Genomic DNA, 20662 nt, shown 5'->3' on the forward strand with positions numbered 1-20662 from the left:
ATTATCGGGACCGCGTTGTGACCAGTCAGCTCGATTTTTCGTGGGGACCCTACACTGTCTCCAATGACGTCCGGGCGCACCCATGTGATTGACACCGTCGAACACGCCGCCGCCACCCCCGACCACCCGCAACCCTTTCACGAGCTGGGCCTCAAAGATGACGAGTACCAGCGGATCCGCGACATCCTGGGGCGCCGGCCCACCGACACCGAGCTGGCCATGTATTCGGTGATGTGGAGCGAGCACTGCTCCTACAAATCGTCCAAGGTGCACCTGCGCTACTTCGGGGAGACCACCACCGACGAGATGCGCGCCGGCATGCTGGCCGGGATCGGCGAAAACGCCGGCGTGGTCGACATCGGCGACGGCTGGGCCGTCACGTTCAAGGTGGAATCGCACAACCACCCGTCCTACGTCGAGCCCTACCAAGGTGCGGCCACCGGCGTCGGGGGCATCGTCCGCGACATCATGGCCATGGGTGCGCGGCCGGTGGCCGTGCTGGACCAGCTGCGCTTCGGCGCCGCCGACGCCCCCGATACCCGCCGGCTGCTCGACGGTGTGGTCCGGGGCATCGGCGGCTACGGCAACTCGCTGGGCTTACCCAACATTGGCGGCGAGACCGTCTTCGACGCCTGCTATGCCGGCAACCCGTTGGTCAACGCGATGTGTGTCGGCGTCTTACGCCAGGAGGACCTCCATTTGGCGTTCGCCTCGGGCGTTGGGAACAAGATCGTCCTGTTCGGCGCGCGCACCGGTCTCGACGGCATCGGCGGGGTGTCGGTGCTGGCGTCGGACACCTTCGACGCCGCCGATGCCGAGGGTGCCGCCCGCAAGAAACTGCCCTCGGTGCAGGTGGGCGACCCGTTCATGGAGAAGGTGCTCATCGAATGCTGCCTGGAGCTCTACGCGGGCGGATTGGTGATCGGCATCCAGGATCTGGGTGGGGCCGGACTAGCGTGCGCCACATCGGAATTGGCAGCTGCCGGGGACGGCGGAATGGCCATCCAGCTCGACACCGTCCCGCTGCGGGCCAAAGAGATGACGCCCGCCGAGGTGTTATGCAGCGAGTCGCAGGAGCGGATGTGCGCGGTGGTCGCGCCGGAGAACGTGGACGCGTTTATGGCGGTGTGCCGCAAGTGGGAGGTGCTGGCCACCGTGATCGGCGAGGTCACCGACGGCGACCGGTTGCGGATCACCTGGTGTGGCCACACCGTCGTCGACGTGCCGCCGCGCACCGTGGCCCACGAAGGCCCGGTCTACCATCGTCCGGTCGCCCGCCCCGCAACCCAGGACTCCCTGAACGCCGACGCCTCGGCCCGGCTGCCCCGGCCGGCCACCGGCGACCAGCTGCGCGCGACCTTGCTTGCGCTGCTGGGCAGCCCACATCTGTGCAGCCGCAAGTTCATCACCGAGCAATACGACCGGTACGTGCGCGGCAACACGGTGCTCGCCGAACACGCCGACGGCGGCATGCTGCGCGTCGACGAGACCACCGGCCGCGGCATCGCCGTGTCGACCGATGCGTCGGGACGATACACGCTGCTGGATCCCTACACCGGCGCCCAACTCGCCCTGGCCGAGGCCTACCGCAACGTCGCCGTCACCGGCGCCACCCCGGTCGCGGTGACCAATTGCCTCAACTTCGGATCCCCCGAGGATCCCGGGGTGATGTGGCAGTTCGCGCAGGCGGTCCGAGGTCTCGCCGATGGCTGTGCCGCCCTGGGCATTCCGGTCACCGGTGGCAACGTCAGCTTCTACAACCAAACGGGGTCGACGGCGATCATGCCCACCCCGGTGGTCGGGGTGCTCGGTGTGATCGATGACGTCGCCCGGCGCATCCCCACCGCTTTCGGCAGTGAACCCGGCGAAACCCTGATGCTGCTGGGCGACACCCGCGACGAGTTCGACGGCTCCGTCTGGGCGCAGGTGACCGCCGACCATCTGGGGGGGTGGCCGCCCGCGGTCGACCTGGCCCGGGAGAAGCTGCTGGCCGACGTGTTGTGCTCGGCGTCCCGCGACGGGCTGGTCTCCGCCGCACACGACCTGTCCGAAGGCGGGCTGGCCCAAACCATCGTCGAATCCGCGCTGGCGGGTGAAACCGGTTGCCGCATCGTGCTGCCCGACGGCGCCGACCCGTTTGTCATGCTGTTTTCTGAGTCCGCGGGCCGGGTGCTGGTCGCCGTGCCGCGCACCGAGGAGAGCCGGTTCCGCGCGATGTGCCAGGCGCGTGGGTTGCCGGCGGTGCGCATCGGGGTCGTCGACCAGGCTGCGGACGCGGTCGAGGTGCAGGGCCTGTTCACGGTGTCGCTGGCCGAGCTGCGCGCGACGTCGGAGGCGGTGCTGCCGCGGCTGTTTGGATGAGTCGGCTGCGGGCGCTGTCGTTGGCCGCCGCCCTGATCGGGTGGAGCTTTGTCGGTGCTCGGCTGCGTGCCCGGTGGCGGGTGCCGCTGCAGGCCGGTCTGGCTGGCGCTCTGGTGCTGGTGACCCGTGCGCCGTTGGGTCTGTGTCCGCCGCGGCTGTGGGCGGGGTTGCGGCTGGGCTCGGCGGCCGCGGTGGTGGCGACGACGGCGGTGGCGGCCGCCACCTCGCTGCCAGCCGTGCGGCTGTCGATGTCGGCGCACGCCCGGCCGACGTCGGTGTCGGGCTGGCTGGTGCTGCACATACCCGTCGGCACGGTGTGGGCGGAGGAGGCCGCGTTCCGCGCGGCGCTGGCCACCGCCGGTTCCGGGGCCTTCGGTCCGGCCGGTGGACGTTTGCTACAGGCCGGCGCCTTCGGCCTGTCCCACGTTCCGGACGCGCGCGAGACCGGCGCGCCGCTGGCGGCAACGGTGCTGGTGACCGGCGTTGCAGGCTGGCTTTTCGGCTGGCTGGCCGACCGGTCCGAAAGCCTGGCGGCGCCATTGCTGGCGCACCTGGCCGTCAACGAGGCCGGTGCGGTCGCGGCGCTGACCATCCAGCGACACCGGCCGCACGATCCGAGCGGTGCCCGGCGGAGCGGCTATACTCGAACCTCGGCGCCATCACACGGCGATCACTCGACCGAGAGGGTTGACACCTCAGGTGGACAGACTTAGGGCCGCGGAGCATCCGCGGCCGGAATACGTTCTGCTACACATCAGCGACACGCATCTCAACGGGGGGGATGACCCCCTCTACGGCGTGGTGGACGCCGACGGCAGGCTGGGTGATCTACTCAACCAGCTGAAACATTCCGGGGTGCGCCCGGATGCCATCGTTTTCACCGGTGACTTGGCCGACGCCGGTGAGCCGGCGGCGTATCGCAAACTGCGCGGCGTGGTCGAACCCTTTGCCGCCGAGCTGGGCGCCGAACTCATCTGGGTGATGGGCAACCACGACAACCGGGCCGCCCTGCGCCGATTCCTGCTCGACGAGGCGCCGTCGATGGCACCGCTGGACCGGGTCTACATGATTGACGGCCTGCGGATCATCACCGTGGACACCTCGGTGCCGGGACATCATCACGGCGAACTCAGCACCCTTCAATTGAGATGGCTTGCCCACGAATTGGCAATCCCGGCCCCGCACGGCACCATCTTGGCGGTGCACCATCCACCCATTCCCAGCGTCTTGGACCTGGCCGTGACGGTGGAACTTCGCGACCAAGCCGCGCTAGGCCGGGTACTCGAGGGCAGCGACGTCCGATCCATTCTGGCCGGGCACCTGCATTACTCGACCAACGCCACATTCGTCGGCATTCCGGTGTCGGTGGCATCCGCCACCTGCTACACCCAAGACCTGACCGTCGCCGTCGGCGGAACCCGCGGCCGAGACGGTGCCCAGGGCTGCAATGTGGTGCACGTCTACCAGGACACCGTCGTGCACTCGGTTATTCCGCTGGGTACCGGACAAACCGTGGGCACCTTTGTCTCTCCCACGCAGGCGAAACGTCGCATCGCCGAAAGCGGAATGTTCATCGAACCGTCGCGGCGCGATTCGCTGTTCACCGACCTTCCGATGGTGCTGACGCCATCGGTTCGGCAAAGTCCTGCTGGCTGATATCCGCCGCCACCTTCTCCCACGGCGCGGGTATCGGGAAATACCGCTCCAGGAAACTGACGACCCGCTCCGCTCGCTCGGCGGCGCCGACTTCGGGAAAACTGCCGTCATTGAGGCAGAAGAAGTCGTACTTGCGTCGCTTGCGCAATTCCGGCAGCAAGTCCAGGCCCGCATAGCTGGTGGTGTCCACGTACAAGACCCTGGCTTTCTCCTGCTGCACGGCGCGGCCGGTCATCAGCGCATAGTAGTGGTACAGCGAGTTGGTCACCGAAATGTCGGTGCCGGACCGAAATGCGCTGGCCTGGGTCCGCGCGAATTCCTCAGGAAATTCCCGCTCCATCTCGACCAGCACGCTCTTGCGCAACGGGACGGCGGTGTGCTCCAGATGGCGGGTAATCAGATGGCCGAACCGCTCGTAAAGGAGCTGCCGGTTCACCCGGGCCGCGTTCTCGTGACCACTGCGGGTGGCATCGTTTGCCCCGAGCCCGATTCGGGTCTTGGCCTCGATGAACCGGGTCACACCACCCGAGGAGAAGAACATGCTGGGCTTGACCGGCCGACCGAAAAACATGTCGTCATTGGAGTACAGAAAGTGCTCGCTGAGCCCCGGAATATGGTGCAGCTGGCTCTCCACCGCATGCGAGTTATAGGTGGGCAAGGCGGCGCGATCCGAAAAGTGTTCCGCGGCGCGCACGATGGTGATTTTGGGATGCTCGGCCAGCCACCGCGGTGGGGTTGAATCTGTCGCGATGAAGATGCGCCGGATCCATGGGGCGAACATGTTCACCGACCGCAGCGCGTATTTCAATTCGTCGATCTGGCGGATTCGCGCGTCCGCATCGTCACCCTCGCCCACCACGTAGTGGGACATTTGTGCCGCGCGCCGCGCCCGGAACTCCGGGTCGCTGCCGTCGACCCAGGAGAACACCAGATCAATGTCGAACGTCACGTCGCTGGCGTGCGGCGTGAACATCCCCTCCAGCGTCGGCCATTTGTAGCCGTACAACTTGACGGTGGTCGGTACTACCTCATTCTTCGGCAGCAGTTTACGGGTCAGCGAGTTTTCCACCGGACAGCGGATCACGGTCTCTTCGTAAACCCAGAATTGGAGTTCCACGCCGAATGCCGGACCATACCGAAATCCGCCCGGTGCAATCCGGCGCCGGTACAACCGGACGATACGGGGGTCGGCCGACGACGATAGCCGCCCGTTGGCCATCAGGACGGGAGAGATTCCCTTCTGGTCCATCGTCTTGGCGTACATCGGTTCGGTAAGACACGCGGCGGCCAGGGCGCGCTCGACGGCGGGGCGCAGCTGGATGTCAATAGCGAGCACCGGCCGGTTCTTGTGGTCGCGGATCAACAGGAAGGGAATATCTGCCCGGTTCAACGTCTTTCGCACGAAGACCAGATCCTCGATCTGCGCCTCCTGTGGGGTCAGGCTGGACTCCAGGCGGGCAATCTTGCCTCGCCGGGTGACAATGATGGGAGCCAGGGCGCGCTGGACGGGCCGAGCGCCGTCACGCGAAATGGTCTTGGGCATCGGATCACCGCCTTAGAGAGAAGTGACTACGGCACCGAGGATGTCACATTTCCGGCGTGGGCGCATGGCGGGGACCATGCGGTTGCGGCGACACCTCTTGCAGGACAGCAGCTTTAACGGTCCGCCGGCATCCGCGGCGCTGTGCATGGTCACCAGATGCCGCCACACCTGGCGACGGTCAGCACAGCCGCAGCGGCGAAGGCCCGCAGGAGCCGTGGTGTCGTGGGCTGTCTCTTGCGATCCGGTGTCCGGCCGACACCATGCTAGGGGTTGATCGTGTTGTCACCGAGCTGGCGGCCCCACACGTGTTCGACGATCAGCGGTGAACCAAGTTCGAAGTGATTGTATGGCGCCAGGCTGGCGCCGACGTCCATCACCAGATACGGCGCCGGCCACAGGTCGCGGGTGATCTTTGCCCAGCATCCCGGTCGCCCGCCGGGTCCCCCCCGCGCGTTGATCCGGGGCAGGTTTTCCGGATAGATGTACGGATTTGGTGCGCCCGAGATGGAGCCGGCCGAGTTTGCCCCCAGCGCGTAGCCGTTGAACCCCAGTGCCGTGCGGATCCTGGGCGCTGCTTCGTTGTAGTTGCGGATGGCGCAGACGATTTCGGGACTGTACTCGTCTAAGAGCTGGCCGGTGGGAACCAGATCGGCGGCCCCGCGCACCAGGTACGGCCCGCCGCGCCCGAACACGTCGGCCCCGGTGACGCCGAAGCCGGCCGCCGCCAGCAACGCCGCATCCAGATCGCTCCGGTGCTGGTGTAGCGTCCGCGCCGTGGTCACCGCCCGGTCGAGGGCAGCGAACAGGTCCGAGGAGGCGTCGGCGTAGATATCGCCCAGGGCCGCCAACCGCGCGATGTCGGAGCGGACCTGCGGCATCTGCGGGTTCAGGTCATCGAGGATGGTGTTGCCGTCGATCAGCGCGGCGCCGATCTTGTCACCCCACCCGCTGAGGGCCTCAGCGGCCGCGCTCAGCGTCAGGTTGAGCTTGACCGGATCCACCTTCTGGGTGATCGCGGTCAGCGTCTGGAACAGCGTGTTGAATTCTGTGGTTACCGCCGTCGCATCGATCACCATGGCTGGTGTGATGTGCTGTGGAGCGGGATCTTTTGGTGAAGCCAGCGCCACGTATTTGTTTCCGAAGACCGTGGTCGCCTTGATCTGGGCCGCCACATTGGCCGGGATCTGGCTGATGTACTTCGGATCCACATCCAGCACCAGCTTGGCCGCCGGCACGCCGTCCCGAGTAACCTCGGAGATGCTGGACACCCGGCCGATCTGCACCCCGTTCATGGTGACCTTGGCGCCCAGATCGGTCACCAAGCCGGCCCGCGGAGCAATCATCGTCAATGTCGTCTTCGGAATGAACATCCCACGGAATTGCCCGTACAACATCGCACCGGTGAGCCCCAACACCACCAATGCCACCAGGCCGATGGTTTTGAATGGTGGCCGGCTCCGCGGATCCATGATTCTGAGACCCTAAGCTATGGTCGCCCGCGATAGCACCAACCCGGCAAAGACTCGGCACGCCGTATTGGCGCTCGCGGATTGGTTGCGAGACGACACCCGTCCGGCACCCGACCGGGACACCTTGGGCAGGGCCGTTCGGCTCACCGCGCGCACCCTTGCCGCGGTGGCTCCGGGCGCCAGCGTCGAGGTACGGATCCCGCCGTTCGTCGCGGTCCAGTGTGTATCCGGGCCCAGGCATACCCGCGGCAACCCGCCCAACGTGGTGCAGACCGACCCGCGAACCTGGTTGTTGTTGGCGACCGGCATGCTGACGGTGTCCGACGCGAAAGCCACCGGCGCGCTGACCCTGTCGGGTTCCCGGGCCGGTGACATCGAAGGCTGGCTGCCGCTGGTCAGCGTCGGCTGAAAGTTGGCGGGCCGAGCCACGTGGGTGGTCAACGCCGTCGGTGGTTGGCCCCGGGGCAGCCAACACGCGAGCCTTGATTCGGCGGCGGGCCGGTGGTCGCCGTAGACTTCGGATACGTCACCAACCGCGCCCCAGGGAGCCGCCAAACCGTGACCCGCCAGCAGCCCGAGCAGGACCCCAGCCCCCCCCGGGAAGAGTGTGGTGTATTCGGAGTCTGGGCCCCGGGTGAGGATGTCGCCAAACTCACCTACTACGGCCTGTACGCGTTGCAGCATCGCGGCCAAGAGGCAGCCGGGATCGCCGTCGCCGATGGGTCCCAGGTGCTGGTCTTCAAAGACCTTGGCCTGGTCAGCCAGGTGTTCGACGAGCAGACCTTGGCGGCCATGCCGGGCCACGTCGCCATCGGACACTGCCGCTACTCCACCACCGGGGACACCACCTGGGAGAACGCCCAGCCGGTGTTCCGCAACACCGCCGCCGGCACCGGGGTCGCGTTGGGGCACAACGGAAACCTGGTCAACACCGCTGCCCTTGCCGCGCGTGCCCGGGACGCCGGATTGATCGCCAGACGCTGCCCGGCCCCGGCGACGACGGACTCCGACATCCTAGGCGCATTGCTGGCCCACGGCGCGGCCGATGCCAGCCTGGAGCAGGCGGCGCTGGACCTGCTGCCAACCGTGCGCGGAGCGTTCTGCCTGACGTTTATGGACGAGAACACGCTGTATGCGTGCCGCGATCCGTATGGGGTGCGGCCGCTGTCGCTCGGACGGCTGGATCGCGGCTGGGTGGTGGCCTCGGAAACGGCGGCGCTGGACATCGTCGGCGCCTCGTTCGTCCGGGACATCGAACCCGGTGAATTGCTTGCGATCGACGCCGACGGGGTGCGGTCCACCCGGTTCGCCAATCCCACGCCGAAGGGCTGCGTGTTCGAATACGTCTACTTGGCGCGACCGGACAGCACGATCGCCGGCCGGTCCGTGCACGCCACCCGGCTGGAGATCGGACGCCGACTGGCCCGCGAATGCCCGGTTGACGCGGATCTGGTGATCGGCGTTCCGGAATCGGGCACCCCGGCCGCGGTGGGATACGCGCAAGAGTCCGGCATCCCGTACGGGCAGGGCCTGATGAAGAACGCCTACGTCGGGCGCACCTTTATTCAGCCGTCACAGACCATCCGTCAGCTCGGGATCCGGCTGAAGCTGAACCCGCTCAAAGAGGTGATCCGCGGCAAACGGCTCATCGTCGTCGACGACTCGATCGTGCGGGGCAACACCCAGCGCGCGCTGGTGCGCATGCTGCGCGAGGCCGGCGCGGTGGAAGTGCACGTGCGCATCGCCTCACCCCCGGTCAAGTGGCCCTGTTTCTACGGCATCGACTTCCCGTCGCCGGCCGAGTTGATCGCCAACGCCGTCGAAGACGAAGGGGAGATGCTGGAAGCGGTTCGGCATGCCATCAACGCCGACACGCTGGGGTACCTCTCGCTGCGGGGTCTGATCGCCGCCAGCGAGCAGCCCGCGTCGCGGCTGTGCACGGCGTGCTTCGACGGCAAATACCCGATCGAGCTGCCCAGCGAGACCGCGCTAGGCAAAAACGTCATCGAGCACATGCTCGCCAGCGCGGCCCGCGGCGCCGGGCTGGGCGATCTGGCGACCGATGACCTCCCCGTCGGGCGCTGACGCCGCCGCCGCGGGCACCACCGCCCGTAAGCGGTCGGCATGACCGCACCCATTACCGATACCGGCGGTGCGCGCGGCCCGGTAGCCTTTATCGCGATGACGGATCCCGCACAAGGTTTCGGACGAGGCAACCAAGGCATCACCTACGCATCGGCCGGGGTGGACATCGAAGCCGGTGACCGCGCCGTCGAATTGTTCAAGCCGCTGGCAACCAAGGCCAGTCGACCCGAGGTGCGCGGAGGGCTGGGCGGCTTCGCCGGGTTGTTCGGCCTGCGCGGCGGCTACCGCGAACCACTGCTGGCGGCCTCCACCGACGGCGTCGGCACCAAGCTGGCGGTCGCTCAGGCCATGGACAAGCATGACACCGTCGGCCTCGACCTGGTCGCGATGGTGGTCGACGACGTGGTGGTGTGCGGCGCAGAGCCGCTGTTCCTGCAGGACTACATCGCGGTCGGCAGGACGGTGCCGGAACGGGTGAGCGCGATCGTCAGCGGTATCGCCGAAGGCTGCGTCCGAGCGGGCTGCGCGCTGCTGGGTGGCGAGACCGCCGAACATCCCGGCTTGATGGAACCCGACCACTACGACATCTCGGCCACCGCGGTCGGCGTGGTCGACGCCGACAACGTGCTGGGGCCCGACCGCGTTAAACCCGGCGATGTCATCATCGCGCTGGGGTCATCCGGTCTGCACTCCAACGGATACTCCCTCGCTCGCACCGTGCTGCTCGAGATCGACCGGATGAACCTGGCCGGTTACGTCGAGGAGTTCGGCCGTACCCTGGGCGAAGAGCTGCTCGAGCCCACCCGGATCTACGCCAAGGACTGTCTGGCACTGGCCGCCGAGACCCATGTTCGCACGTTTTGCCATGTCACCGGCGGCGGGCTGGCCGGCAACTTGGCGCGTGTCATTCCGCATGGGCTGGTCGCAGAGGTGGACCGTGGCACGTGGACGCCCGCCCCGGTGTTCGCCATGATCGCCCAGCGCGGTCGGGTCTCCCGGGCCGAGATGGAAAAGACGTTCAACATGGGCGTCGGGATGGTCGCTGTCGTCGCTCCCGAAGACACCGACCGCGCGCTGGCCGTGTTGACCGCACGACATCTGAACTGTTGGGTGTTGGGGACCGTCTGCAAAGGCGGCAAGGAAGGCCCGCGCGCCAAACTCGTCGGGCAGCACCCGCGGTTCTAGGAGCCGGAGCCACCCGGCACGGGCCGGGTGGAAGAAAAGCGCTGAGCTCTAGCGGCGCCAGTCGTCCTCGTCGTCCCAAGGGTCGTGGGCCAATCGGTCGTCGTCTAACCGGTCGGCCTCATCAGTGCGCGTCCCTGACAGCTCGCGCTGAAGCCGCTGAAAGTCGGTCTGCGGGGAGCTGTATTTCAGTTCTCGAGCAACCTTGGTCTGCTTTGCCTTAGCCCGGCCGCGGCCCATGGGGGAACCCCCTCGCGAAATAACGGAGCGGCCTAACGAGTAGGCGGCTCCGATCTCTTGGTGTCGTTATTGTCCTGCCGACAGTTTACCGTGCCGCGCGGGTGGGCGTGGCCCTGCCCTGCCGCCATGTGCATCCGGGCGCAGAGCGCCGCGGCGGTCACCGGAAGTCCCGGGTCTGACCTCGGAACCGTTGGACGGCCAGCCGTCCGGCGCCCAGTTCGTCGGGCGGCGGCAGCGATTCGACGTCGATCGCCGCCGCGACGTCGCCGTCCGCCCCGGTCAGCAATTCGGCGTCGGGCGGCAGTCCCCGCTTGAGCAAGGCCAGCGCGACCGGTCCCAGGTCGACGTGCTCGACCACCGTTCCGAGTCGCCCCACGGTGCGACCCCCGGCCAGCACCGGATCACCCGTGCCCGGTCGATCCGCGGAGCCGTCGAGGTGTAACAACACCAGCATCCGCGGCGGTTTACCCAGGTTGTGCACTCGCGCGACGGTCTCTTGCCCGCGGTAGCAGCCTTTGTCCAGGTGGACGGCACCGTCACCGGGACCGCCGATCCAACCGACTTCATGAGGAATGGTGCGTTCGTCGGTGTCAACGCCGAGCCGCGGACGCCGGGCCGCCACCCGGTGGGCTTCGTAGGTCCACACACCGGCCGGCCGCACACCGGCCTGCCTCAGGCGCTGGTGCCAGCCAGCCGAGTCGGCGCGCGGCACCAGCAGGTCCAGTTCGATGTGGTCAGCGCGAGCGCTGCGCATCCGGCGCACAAAGCCGCCGCCGGCCAGTGCCACCGCGAACGTCTCGGCGGGCAGTGCCTGCAGACCCAGCGCACCGAGCAACGGCTGGTCAGCCAACCGCGGACCCAGCAGCGACAGCACCGCCATGTCCGCGGCGCTGGGGGTCACGTCCGACCAGAACACCATCTTGCGCAGGTAGTCCAGCAGCGGGGCGCCCCGCCAGGGTTCGGTATCGAGGTAGGTCGCGCCTCCCAGCTCGGTCTGCAGCCAGTGGTCCTCCACCCGGCCCTGGCTGTCGAGGCTGAGGTTTTGCGTGCTGGCGCCCTCGGGTAGGTCGCTGACGTGCTGGGTGGAGATGCTGTGCAGCCAGGTCTGCCGGTCGCCGCCGGTCAGCGTGAGCACGGCGCGGTGAGAGCGGTCCACCAGCACGGCGTCGGTCTCGGCAGCACGTTGCTCGCCCAGCGGATCGCCGTAATGCCAGATCGAGCCCGCATCGGGTCCGGGATCGGGGGCAGGAACTGCGGGCACACAACAACTCTACGGATCTGGCGTGCGATGGCGACCCGCTGCGCCCGGCGCTGCCGCGCTTGCGATCGTCGGGGCCCAATGATGGTGACCCGCTGCGCCCGGCGCTGCCGCGCTTGCGATCGTCGGGGCCCAATGATGGCGACCCGCTGCGCCCGGCGCTGCCGCGCTTGCGATCGCCATTTAGGCTGCTGGGGCATGGCTGGGCAGACGGGTGTGGTGATCACGCTCGACGGCGAGATGCTGGAGCCGGGGAAGCCCCTGCTAACCGCCGATGACCTTGCGGCGGTACGCGGCGACGGCGTCTTCGAGACGCTGCTGGTACGCGACGGCAGGGCATGTTTGGTTGAGGCACACCTGCAGCGGCTGACCCAGTCGGCGAGAATGATGGACCTTCCCGAACCAGACCTCGCCAGCTGGCGGCGCGCGATCGATGCGGCAACGCGGCAGTGGGCGACGGGAACCGATGACGAGGGCGCGCTCCGGCTGATCTATAGCCGAGGTCGGGAGGGCGGCTCGGCGCCGACAGCCTACGTGATGATCAATCCGCTCCCCGAGCGGGTGGCCGCGGCGCGCCGCGATGGCGTAGCGGCGATCACGCTGGATCGAGGATTGCCGGCCACCGGGGCCGAGGCGATGCCCTGGCTGATGGCCGGCGCCAAGACCCTGTCCTATGCGGTGAACATGGCCGTCCTGCGCCATGCCGCCCGCCAAGGCGCCGGTGACGTCATCTTCGTCAGCTCCGACGGCTACATCCTGGAAGGCCCACGCTCGACGGTGGTGATCGCCACCGCCGAGGATCGCGCCGACGGTAACCCCTGCTTGCTGACCCCGCCGCCGTGGTACCCGATCCTGCGGGGCACCACCCAGCAGGCGCTCTTCGAGGTCGCCCGTGATCAGGGCTACGACTGCGACTATCGCGCGCTGCGGATTACCGATCTCCTTGACGCTCAAGGCATTTGGCTGGTGTCGAGCATGACGCTGGCCGCGCGTGTGCACACCCTAAACGGTCGGCGCCTGCCAACTCACCCGATCGCCGCGGCGTTCGCCCAACTGATCGATGCCGCAATCGTCAGTGATCGCTGAACCGCTAAATCTGTTGTGGGCAGCGGTAAGTACCGGTAGTTTTCGGCGTACACAGGAAAGGAGGTGGTCCGCGAAATTGATAGCGTCATGGACATGTGAGGTGGCTGCGCGCTAGCAGCGTTGGCTCGGAAGAGTCAGCGACAACCGCGCTGGCGAATTCCCCGCAGCCACCCGGCCCCCGAGCCTTCGGTCTGTCCAACCGAGAATGCGCTCGGGGGCCGTTCCATGGACACACCCACGGGCGGCTGTCGTCCCCTCGTTATTTCGTGGCCCTGGTGGCGATTTGTTCGGCGATCCGGCCCGCACCGTCGGTGATGTCGGGTCCGCACGCTAGGACGTCGATCACCAGATCCGACGCCGCGGTCAGCGCATGCTGGCAGGCCTTGCCGCCGCCGGCCAGCGTGCGCACCTGCATGATCTTCGGGGCGTCCCCGGTGACGGCACCGACGGTCCAGTCGGTTGACTTGCTCGAGGTGGTGAACGTGACGGTCTGATTGGCGCAAGCCCGCCACGTTTCCGCGGACGCCTCGACGAATGCGCGAGCTTTTTCGGCCGACGGGAACGCCGCCGTGGCTTCAACCACCCGGTGAACCGGGTCATTGCCGGCGGTGTGGATCACCTCGCTGTGCACCTCGGTGGGGCCGAAGGGCTGGTACACGCTCTCCTGTAGCGGCTCGAAGGTCCCCAGGCAGTCCGGGTTCGACAAGGTTCCCTGCTGGGTGCGCAACTGGTCGGCGTGCGCGGAGGACACCATGGTGGGGTCGCCCAAGATGGTGCCGACGTCGGCGGCACCGACCAGAGTGGACTCGGCGCGTGCTTGCGTCTGCGGCACCGCTTTCGGCGACGCCGGTGGCACCGGTGCGGCGGTCGGCTTGCGACTCGGCCCCTGCATAGCCAGCACCACGACCAGCACGATCGCGACGACGGCGGCCGCGGCGAGCCCGCCGATGACCATCAACCGCTTGCGCGATTGCCCGCCCGCGTCGACTTGAGCGGCGCGTTGCCGCGCCGACGGCTGCGGCGGGGTTGCGGGCCCGGTGCCTGCATCCGGCGGGTGCGGTTGCGTCGTGGCGTCGGGTGTCGCCGATGGGCCCGCCGACGAATCCGGTTCGGCCTCGATCCCGGCCAGCACGTTGTCGATTTCGCTTCGGGTGCGGTAGGTGACGTCGTGCCGCAGCCGCAGCATGCGCAGAAGTTGGGCGATATCGCTTCGGGCGCTGGGATCGTCGCCGTCCTCATCGAGTCCGGCTCGCAGCTCGACCAGCAATTGAAGCTGCTGCTGGGGGCTTAATTCCTTTTCGGCGAGGGTATTGCCCAGGCGGGTGATGTAACCGAACGGCACCGGTGGCTCGTCGGGTAGCGGCGAGGGCAACGGCTGGGTCTTCGCACGCAACGCGTGGATCGCGGTGACCAATTGAATGCCGGCATCAACGGTCGGGTTCTGGTAGTCGATGATCTGCAGGGTGGCGACGGGATTGACCCGAACGCTGTCAACCGGCCCCACCCGGACGGGCAGGATCGGCCGGTTGAGCGCCTGCGCGTAGCGCAACTCGGCCTGACTGGGCTTGGACTGCAGCCAGTTGTTCGACAGTGCGACGACGAAAACCTCACAGGATCGGATCTGCTCCAGGATCGCGTTCCACCAGGCGTCGCCGCCACCGAGTTCCTGGTCGAACCAGACCTGCTGTTGAGCGCGCTTGAGCGCGGTCGTCAGGGCGTCGAGCGACGACCTGTCCCGGCTCGAGTAGCTGATGAACACGGCCATAGCGGTCTCTCCTCAACACCAGGCACGGGGGGCTCACACGGCGAATCCGTGATGCGACGCTAGCTTACGGCGCGACCCTCAGCAATCGAGCTGCGATGGGGCCTATCCGCGGCCGAGCCCACACCGACACCCGACGACGCGCCGATACCGTACCAGTGTTGGGCGTGCGGAGTGGACATCGAATCACGCTGATTCGGTCGACAGCAAAGCCCCCTTGTGGCGGTGACGCGGGGCGGGCTAACCGCCGTCGCCGACGTGCGCCTGTCGCACCGGATGACATTCGACGTAGCGGCGTGCGAACTCGTCAGCGGGGACCGGCCATTGTTCGCCGTCGACGCCGCGCACGACCCAGTCGCCGTCCGCGGCTATCGTGGGGCCCTCGAGGGTGTTGACCGTCTCACCGGGGTGGGCCGGCCGGGCTTGTACCCAACCCTTTCGGCGCCAACGCCCGTCGCCGGCCGGCTCGTAGGTTTCCCGGAAGATGTCGTCGCGCACCGACCAGGTTTTGCCGTCCGACTGCACCGCCCAGTCACCGGCGCTGGCCTGCATGGCGTGTCCGGAGTCTGACTTCCACGTCCACGGAGTGCTTCGCTGTTCGGCGGTGACCGTGCCCACCCTGGTGAAGGATCGCCACAGCGGGCGTGACCGATAGCCGAGTTGGCGCAGGCTCCACAGCGTGGCCGCCAAACTGCGAACCGCGGCATTGAGCAGATCCGGGTTGCTTTCCACCACGGACCAGTCGACCAGCTTGTCGTGGATCCGGCGCGAGTCGTCTCGAGGCGTGCCATATCTCCAGCCGTTGCGACGGTAATAGCGACACCAGTCTTCGTGTTCCGCTCGTGCCATCCGCAGCGCAGGGAACTGATCGAAGCCCATGAGAGCGAGCTGTTGCAGCGGTGGCAAGTCGACCATGTCGCACCCAGACAGCTGCGCCGGGGGGCTGCCCCAGGTGTTCCAGGTATGCCCGGCGATCTGCTCAACCATCCACAACGCATTGCGCACCTGACGTCGATTAGACCCGCGGTAAAACTCGTCGAGCTCGCTCCACGGCACCGCCGCGGGGCCCCGCGGTGAATTCGGGTCGATCGTCGCGACATAACGCTCGTGGATCAGTCGCGCGGCCCGCTCCCACGCATCCTGGACCTGGCCCTCGCGGGTGTCCAGCGCCAGGCTGTAGGTCTGCAGCAGGCCGACCACCTGTGCTGAGTCCTCGCCGCCTCGGGCGTTGCGATCCCAGGCGTACACCGGCATCGCCGGGAAGCGCGCGGCCAGCCTGGTTCCCGTCGTCGACGCGTCGGTGTCGACCAGAATCACCGCGGTGGTTGCCGGGTCGTCCTCGCCGATCAGACGCAGCAGGGTCGGTATCGTGGGCGCCTCCGTCACTGCGTCGATCGTCGGCCCATCCGAGACGAATCCGGCTTGCCGCCGATAAAACTCGTGATCCTTCAGGTACTCGTCAGCGTTTCTTTCGACCAGGGTGAGCGTCGGCAGCGGGGGCTCTCCAGGCGCCGAGTAGAAGTCGCGTTCCAAGGTGCGACGGGTCAGGTCGGCGCACAGCGCCAGGGTCAATTGCGAAGTGCCGCAGACGAATACGCGTCTTATCGTGGTGGTCGCGATGATGCTGTCGAGCAGTCGCCCGGCGGTCACCTCGTATTTGCCAACCACGTCGGCCGCCCATCGGGTATCGGATCCACCGAATTGCTGGGCACGCCACGCCTCGGCCAGCCACGGGTCATCGATGCGCACGATGAGGGGCAACCGCTGCCGGGTGCCGACCTCGGCTAGCCGACGACTGATCAGGTCCAGCCACATCAGGTTGGTCGCCGGATCGGGCGACATCAGATAGAGCCGACTGAGATGACGCCATAGCCGTAGCGACACCAGGGTCGACGGAGTGTTGAAGTCCACCAACACAACCCGGGCGCCTTGCCTACGGACCTGTTGCACACGATCGTCGCCGGCGTTGGTGATCACTACCAATGTGCTGCGGCGGTCCAATGTGCGCGCGACCCCGCTGATCATCGATTGGGTGTCATCGTCGACACCCACGATGGCGGTGACCGAGTCGGCGAGGTTGGCCCGCAGCCGGTCCACCTGAGAGCGGAACACGCCGACAATGACACCGCCCAGACCGGTGAAGATCGCCGACAAAGTCGCCAGCCTCGCCAGCTCCAGACCGACCGGAGTGGGGTTGGGACAGCTTCGCCCACTCAGCGAGGTATCGCCAATGCCGCCTTTGACCAGCTGAGCCGTCCACATCAACGGCGTGAAGACGGCCGGGTGGTCGGCGTCGTGACAGCTCCAATACGAACTGAGGCCCAACACGGCGCTCATGCTGATAAGGACGGCGATGACGGTGAAGGAAACACCCACCAACCGGTGGCTGCCGTCCGCCCGAAACGTCAGTACACACGCGGCAACCAGCACGGACACCACGATCGCGATCGTCGCCATCGATCCCGGCCGGCCGAACCACCCAAGCCACGCCGGCAGCGCATCGAGGATGGCGGGCCGCAGCGCCACCACGGCCAGGTAACCGATCAACACCAGGCCGACGGCGGAGACGACCCACCGCGCCATGAGCCAGGGCGGTCCCGCGCTGCGCATCCACCGACCTCCCGCTAGGCGTCCCGCAGGGATGCTTCAACGTCGACCAGTACACGCGGAACCGGCGGCCGAGCGCAACACGAGAGCGGCGTCGACGCTTCCCGTCGCGGCCCAACCCGGGTGGCCGTTACCCGACGAACCGGGACAGTCGCGCCGACAGATGCGGCACCAACCCCCCGTCGGCGTCCACCCGTTCCTCGACATAGGCCAGGTCGCCGCCCTCGACGATGCCGTAGAGCCGCTTGGCGCCGCCGACCAGCACACCGGATCGGCTGCGGGCCAGCGCATCGGTGACCAGCTCCCACGACGACTGGGTCCGCGGCCGGCCGTAAAACAATTCGATGTAACCGGCCGAATGCGCCAACAGCAGCTCGATCGCCTGCGACTCGCTGGGGTCGTCGGGATCGCTGACGAATCGCCAGTAGCCGGTTTCGCGTAGGGCCGGCTCCTGGTAGTCCCCCGCGTCGGTGAGCCGCCAGGAGCGGGCTTCCCAATTCAGGTAGTCCCCGCCGTCGTGCGAGACCACGATCTGCTGGCCGAAACGGTAGTCGCCATCGGGTCCACGGCCTTCGCCTTCCCCGCGCCAGACACCGACCAGCGGCAGCAGCGCCAACAGCGCGTCGTGGAGGTTGGCGCCCTCCCGCAGGTTGGCCGTGTCGGCGGGAACCGGCAAATCGTCGAAGGCGGGGATGTTTCGCGTCGCGGTCAGCTTGGCCCGTTCGGCCGCGGCGGCGACGGCACGATCGCCGGCGCCCGCGGCATCACCCGGGCCGTGCGGGCCGTCGGCGGAGGTCACGACTCGTCGGTGATCAGCCGATACAGCGCATACAGCGCGAACCAGGAGATGACCACCGTCGCCAAGACCAGCATGATCTCGAAGAACAGCACCACGGTGACGAGTCTATTCGTCACCGCGGGGCTGTGGGGAACCTGGCTGGCCGGTCCGTCAGGCGATCTTGACGTCCACCTCGTGGATGCCCGCGCCCGACGGAGAAACCACCGCGTCGCCGTTGCCGACCGGCGACAATGCGCGCACCGTCCACGATCCCGGCGCCGCGAAGAACCGGAAGTTACCGGTTGCCGACGCGACGACTTCCGCGGTGAACTCGTCGGACGAGTCCAGCAGGCGCACGAACGCGCCGCCCACCGCGTGGCCGTCACGGTCCACCACGCGCCCGGTGATCACCGTTTCCTTCTCCAGGTCGACGCTGGCGGGCAACGTCAGTCCTTGCTGTGGTCCAGAGCACATGTCAGCTTCCCAACTCGATCGGGGCACCCACCAGGGAGCCGTATTCTGTCCAACTGCCGTCGTAGTTCTTGACGTTTTTGTGTCCAAGCAGTTCCTGCAACACGAACCAGGTGTGCGACGAGCGCTCCCCGATTCGGCAGTAGGCAATCGTTTCCTTCGTGCCATCCAGACCGGCATCGGCGTACAGCTTGGCCAACTCCTCGTCGGACTTGAAGGTGCCGTCCTCGTTGGCGGCCTTGCTCCACGGCACGTTGATGGCGCCGGGAATGTGCCCGGGACGCTGGCTTTGCTCCTGTGGCAGGTGGGCCGGGGCCAGGATCTTGCCGGAGAACTCGTCCGGGGACCGCACGTCGACCAGGTTCTTGACGCCGATGGCCGCGATCACCTCGTCCCGGAACGCCCGGATCGAGTTGTCCGGCGGGGCCGCGGTGTAGGAGCTCGCGGGCCGCGTGACGGTGTCGGTGGAAAGCGGGCGACCGTCGAGTTCCCACTTCTTGCGCCCGCTGTCGAGCAGCTTGACCTTCTCGTGCCCGTACAGCTTGAAGTACCAGTAGGCGTAGGCGGCGAACCAGTTGTTGTTACCGCCGTAGAGGATCACGGTGTCGTCGTTGCCGATGCCGCGGTCGCTCAGCAGCTTGGAGAATTGCGCCGCGTCGACGAAGTCGCGTTTGACGGGGTCCTGTAAGTCGGTGCGCCAGTCCAGCTTGACAGCGCCGGCGATGTGTCCGCGGTCGTATGCGCTGGTGTCCTCGTCCACTTCGACGAAGACGACGTGGGCGGCGTCCAGATTGCGCTCAGCCCAGTCGGCGGAGACCAGGACGTCGGAGCGTGCCATGGCGGGGATCCTTTCGATTTCTCGTGATGCATCGGGTGGTCGGCGTTGTCCGGGGCGGGGGGCGGCGTCTCAGGTGAGCCACCAGCGGGTGGGGCCGACAGCCGACGCGGATGCCGCACGCCGCGTTCCGGACGTCATCACCGGCGGCGGTGTTGCTGCTTGACACGGATCACTCCTTGGGACGCCTGGTGTGCGTAATCGGTGGGGCACGCCACGGTAGGGGCTCCGGGGCCGCTCCGAGCGCTGCGCGGATGGGCGCGGCGACTCAGCAGCTACAGCGACAGCAACAGCCCGCGACGCGGCACAGATCGACTGCGCGGCGCTGGGTGAGCAGTGGCTCCCTGCGGGGTGGCACGTCGGCCAGCTTACCCAATGACATGGTGATCAATCCAACAGTCGCGGCCGGGGGCCGGTCACGATTGCTTGAACCCGTCGAGCGAGATCGTCACCGCGTAGGCGATGCCTTCGATGATGACGTCCGAGCCGCGTGCGCCCACGGTGTTGGGCGCCACCGCGAACGGCAGCTTCTGGTTGGGCAGCCGGCCGGTGAAGGCGCGCAGCACCGCGTCCCGCTTGTCATCCGGAACGGGTTGGTCGGCGGTCTCCGGGCCGGTCAGCACGCCGGTGGGGGTGATCAGCAAGGTCGTTGGATCGTCGGGGGCGATGGACAGGTCGACCGCGAGGCTGACCCGGTGCTCGAAGTTGGCGGTTTTCGGGGTGCCGCTGAACACCAGCCCATGGCTTCCGGATATCCCGGACTCGGTGGTGCCGCCGGTGGCGTCATTGCTCTCCTGAGGCGGCGCCTCGACCATCAGGTCGCTAATCCCCAGGTAGCGGCCCAGGTGCAGGGAGTCGATGATGATCCGGCTCTCCAGCTTGCCGACCGGGAGCTTCGCGTCGGGCCCGATCAGCCAGGACGAGTTGGTCAGGTCGATCGAGTGCATGGTGGCCTCGAGGGTTGCCTTGCCGACCGTGGCGTGCTCCACGGCGTAGGCCTTGATCTCCAGTTCGTCGTAGTGGTCGCGCATCGCCTGCGGGATGAACGGGAAACCCAGGATGGCGACGAACGGATCCGATCCCAGATTGGCCGCCTTCCGCACATTGGTCGACAGCCGGTATTCGGCGTAGATGCTGGCTCCGAAGTCGAGGCCGACGGCGGCGACCACAATGACGGCGCCGACGATCACCGCCGCCAGCGCGCCGACCAGCACCTTACGCATCCGCATATTGTGGCTTATCGCAGCGTTGGCCTGATTGTGCTGCTCCTTGGCGTTTCGTCCCGAAACGCCTCGTCGCAGCGTGGGGCGGGATTGTGCTGCTGCTGGG

General features: G+C 67.3%; 18 protein-coding genes. 7 read left to right on the forward strand and 11 right to left on the reverse strand.

Annotated features, from left to right (window positions below; genetic code table 11):
- Nucleotides 1–84 precede the first annotated feature (84 nt).
- Genes purL through G6N20_RS19905 form a run of 3 tightly spaced genes read left to right on the forward strand, consistent with a single transcriptional unit; the run spans nucleotide 85 to nucleotide 4017 of the window.
- The gene (purL, locus tag G6N20_RS19895; protein ID WP_142272023.1) at nucleotides 85–2361 is read left to right on the forward strand and encodes a phosphoribosylformylglycinamidine synthase subunit PurL; all 2277 of its coding nucleotides are present in this window, start codon (nucleotides 85–87) and stop codon (nucleotides 2359–2361) included.
- A complete protein-coding gene (locus G6N20_RS19900; protein WP_163663162.1) occupies nucleotides 2358–3074 on the forward strand; it encodes an Rv0804 family intramembrane glutamic endopeptidase in 717 nt (238 codons plus the stop codon). The genes purL and G6N20_RS19900 overlap by 4 nt, the downstream gene beginning before the upstream one ends.
- Nucleotides 3061–4017 carry a phosphodiesterase gene (locus G6N20_RS19905; protein ID WP_083048111.1) on the forward strand — a complete coding sequence of 319 codons (957 nt, stop codon included), beginning with the start codon at nucleotides 3061–3063 and terminating at the stop codon, nucleotides 4015–4017. The genes G6N20_RS19900 and G6N20_RS19905 overlap by 14 nt, the downstream gene beginning before the upstream one ends.
- On the opposite strand, the gene G6N20_RS19910 is transcribed toward G6N20_RS19905, so the two are convergent.
- Both G6N20_RS19910 and G6N20_RS19915 read right to left on the reverse strand, forming a co-directional pair.
- Entirely contained in the window at nucleotides 3962–5560 is a 1599-nt protein-coding gene (locus tag G6N20_RS19910) for a stealth family protein (protein ID WP_083048110.1), read from the reverse strand. The two genes, G6N20_RS19905 and G6N20_RS19910, sit on opposite strands and share 56 nt — an antisense overlap.
- Before the next feature lie 263 nt (nucleotides 5561–5823).
- A complete protein-coding gene (locus G6N20_RS19915) occupies nucleotides 5824–7029 on the reverse strand; it encodes an MCE family protein (RefSeq protein WP_083048108.1) in 1206 nt (401 codons plus the stop codon).
- A 19-nt stretch (nucleotides 7030–7048) separates the two neighbouring features.
- Here G6N20_RS19915 and G6N20_RS19920 point away from each other — a divergent pair, with 19 nt between their 5' ends.
- From G6N20_RS19920 to purM, 3 genes are all read left to right on the forward strand, one after another.
- A complete protein-coding gene (locus tag G6N20_RS19920; RefSeq protein ID WP_083048106.1) occupies nucleotides 7049–7438 on the forward strand; it encodes a sterol carrier family protein in 390 nt (129 codons plus the stop codon).
- Between the two features lie 149 nt (nucleotides 7439–7587).
- Nucleotides 7588–9114 carry an amidophosphoribosyltransferase gene (gene purF, locus G6N20_RS19925; RefSeq protein WP_083048160.1) on the forward strand — a complete coding sequence of 509 codons (1527 nt, stop codon included), beginning with the start codon at nucleotides 7588–7590 and terminating at the stop codon, nucleotides 9112–9114.
- A 96-nt stretch (nucleotides 9115–9210) separates the two neighbouring features.
- The gene (gene purM, locus G6N20_RS19930; RefSeq protein ID WP_083048158.1) at nucleotides 9211–10299 is read left to right on the forward strand and encodes a phosphoribosylformylglycinamidine cyclo-ligase; all 1089 of its coding nucleotides are present in this window, start codon (nucleotides 9211–9213) and stop codon (nucleotides 10297–10299) included.
- 48 nt (nucleotides 10300–10347) lie between these two features.
- Here purM and G6N20_RS19935 read toward each other — a convergent pair whose 3' ends face one another.
- Together G6N20_RS19935 and ygfZ are read right to left on the reverse strand one after the other, a co-directional pair.
- Nucleotides 10348–10536, reverse strand: a complete 189-nt coding sequence (locus G6N20_RS19935; protein ID WP_083048104.1) for a DUF3073 domain-containing protein — start codon at nucleotides 10534–10536, stop codon at nucleotides 10348–10350.
- 157 nt (nucleotides 10537–10693) lie between these two features.
- Nucleotides 10694–11797, reverse strand: a complete 1104-nt coding sequence (gene ygfZ / locus G6N20_RS19940; protein WP_083048102.1) for a CAF17-like 4Fe-4S cluster assembly/insertion protein YgfZ — start codon at nucleotides 11795–11797, stop codon at nucleotides 10694–10696.
- Between the two features lie 213 nt (nucleotides 11798–12010).
- Between ygfZ and G6N20_RS19945 the strand changes: the two genes are divergently transcribed.
- Nucleotides 12011–12880 (forward strand): aminodeoxychorismate lyase, encoded by an 870-nt coding sequence (locus G6N20_RS19945; protein WP_142272022.1) that lies wholly within the window; start codon nucleotides 12011–12013, stop codon nucleotides 12878–12880.
- A 259-nt stretch (nucleotides 12881–13139) separates the two neighbouring features.
- Here G6N20_RS19945 and G6N20_RS19950 read toward each other — a convergent pair whose 3' ends face one another.
- From G6N20_RS19950 to lmeA, 7 genes are all read right to left on the reverse strand, one after another.
- A complete protein-coding gene (locus tag G6N20_RS19950) occupies nucleotides 13140–14645 on the reverse strand; it encodes a sensor domain-containing protein (protein WP_083048095.1) in 1506 nt (501 codons plus the stop codon).
- A 237-nt stretch (nucleotides 14646–14882) separates the two neighbouring features.
- Nucleotides 14883–17252, reverse strand: a complete 2370-nt coding sequence (locus G6N20_RS19955) for a hypothetical protein (protein ID WP_083048093.1) — start codon at nucleotides 17250–17252, stop codon at nucleotides 14883–14885.
- Nucleotides 17253–17379: 127 nt separating this feature from the next.
- Nucleotides 17380–18048, reverse strand: a complete 669-nt coding sequence (locus G6N20_RS19960) for an FABP family protein (protein ID WP_083048091.1) — start codon at nucleotides 18046–18048, stop codon at nucleotides 17380–17382.
- 150 nt (nucleotides 18049–18198) lie between these two features.
- Nucleotides 18199–18501 carry a DUF1416 domain-containing protein gene (locus G6N20_RS19965; RefSeq protein ID WP_083048089.1) on the reverse strand — a complete coding sequence of 101 codons (303 nt, stop codon included), beginning with the start codon at nucleotides 18499–18501 and terminating at the stop codon, nucleotides 18199–18201.
- 1 nt (nucleotide 18502) lies between these two features.
- Nucleotides 18503–19336 (reverse strand): sulfurtransferase, encoded by an 834-nt coding sequence (locus tag G6N20_RS19970; protein WP_083048087.1) that lies wholly within the window; start codon nucleotides 19334–19336, stop codon nucleotides 18503–18505.
- Nucleotides 19337–19601: 265 nt separating this feature from the next.
- On the reverse strand, nucleotides 19602–19715 hold the full coding sequence (locus tag G6N20_RS22350) for an Ms5788A family Cys-rich leader peptide (RefSeq protein WP_372516277.1): 114 nt from the start codon (nucleotides 19713–19715) through the stop codon (nucleotides 19602–19604).
- Between the two features lie 34 nt (nucleotides 19716–19749).
- Nucleotides 19750–20562: a mannan chain length control protein LmeA gene (lmeA, locus tag G6N20_RS19975; protein ID WP_083048085.1), complete on the reverse strand. Its 813-nt coding sequence runs from the start codon at nucleotides 20560–20562 to the stop codon at nucleotides 19750–19752.
- Nucleotides 20563–20662 lie beyond the last annotated feature (100 nt).

The sequence above is a fragment of the Mycobacterium shinjukuense genome (assembly GCF_010730055.1).
Classification (GTDB): Bacteria; Actinomycetota; Actinomycetes; order Mycobacteriales; family Mycobacteriaceae; genus Mycobacterium; species Mycobacterium shinjukuense.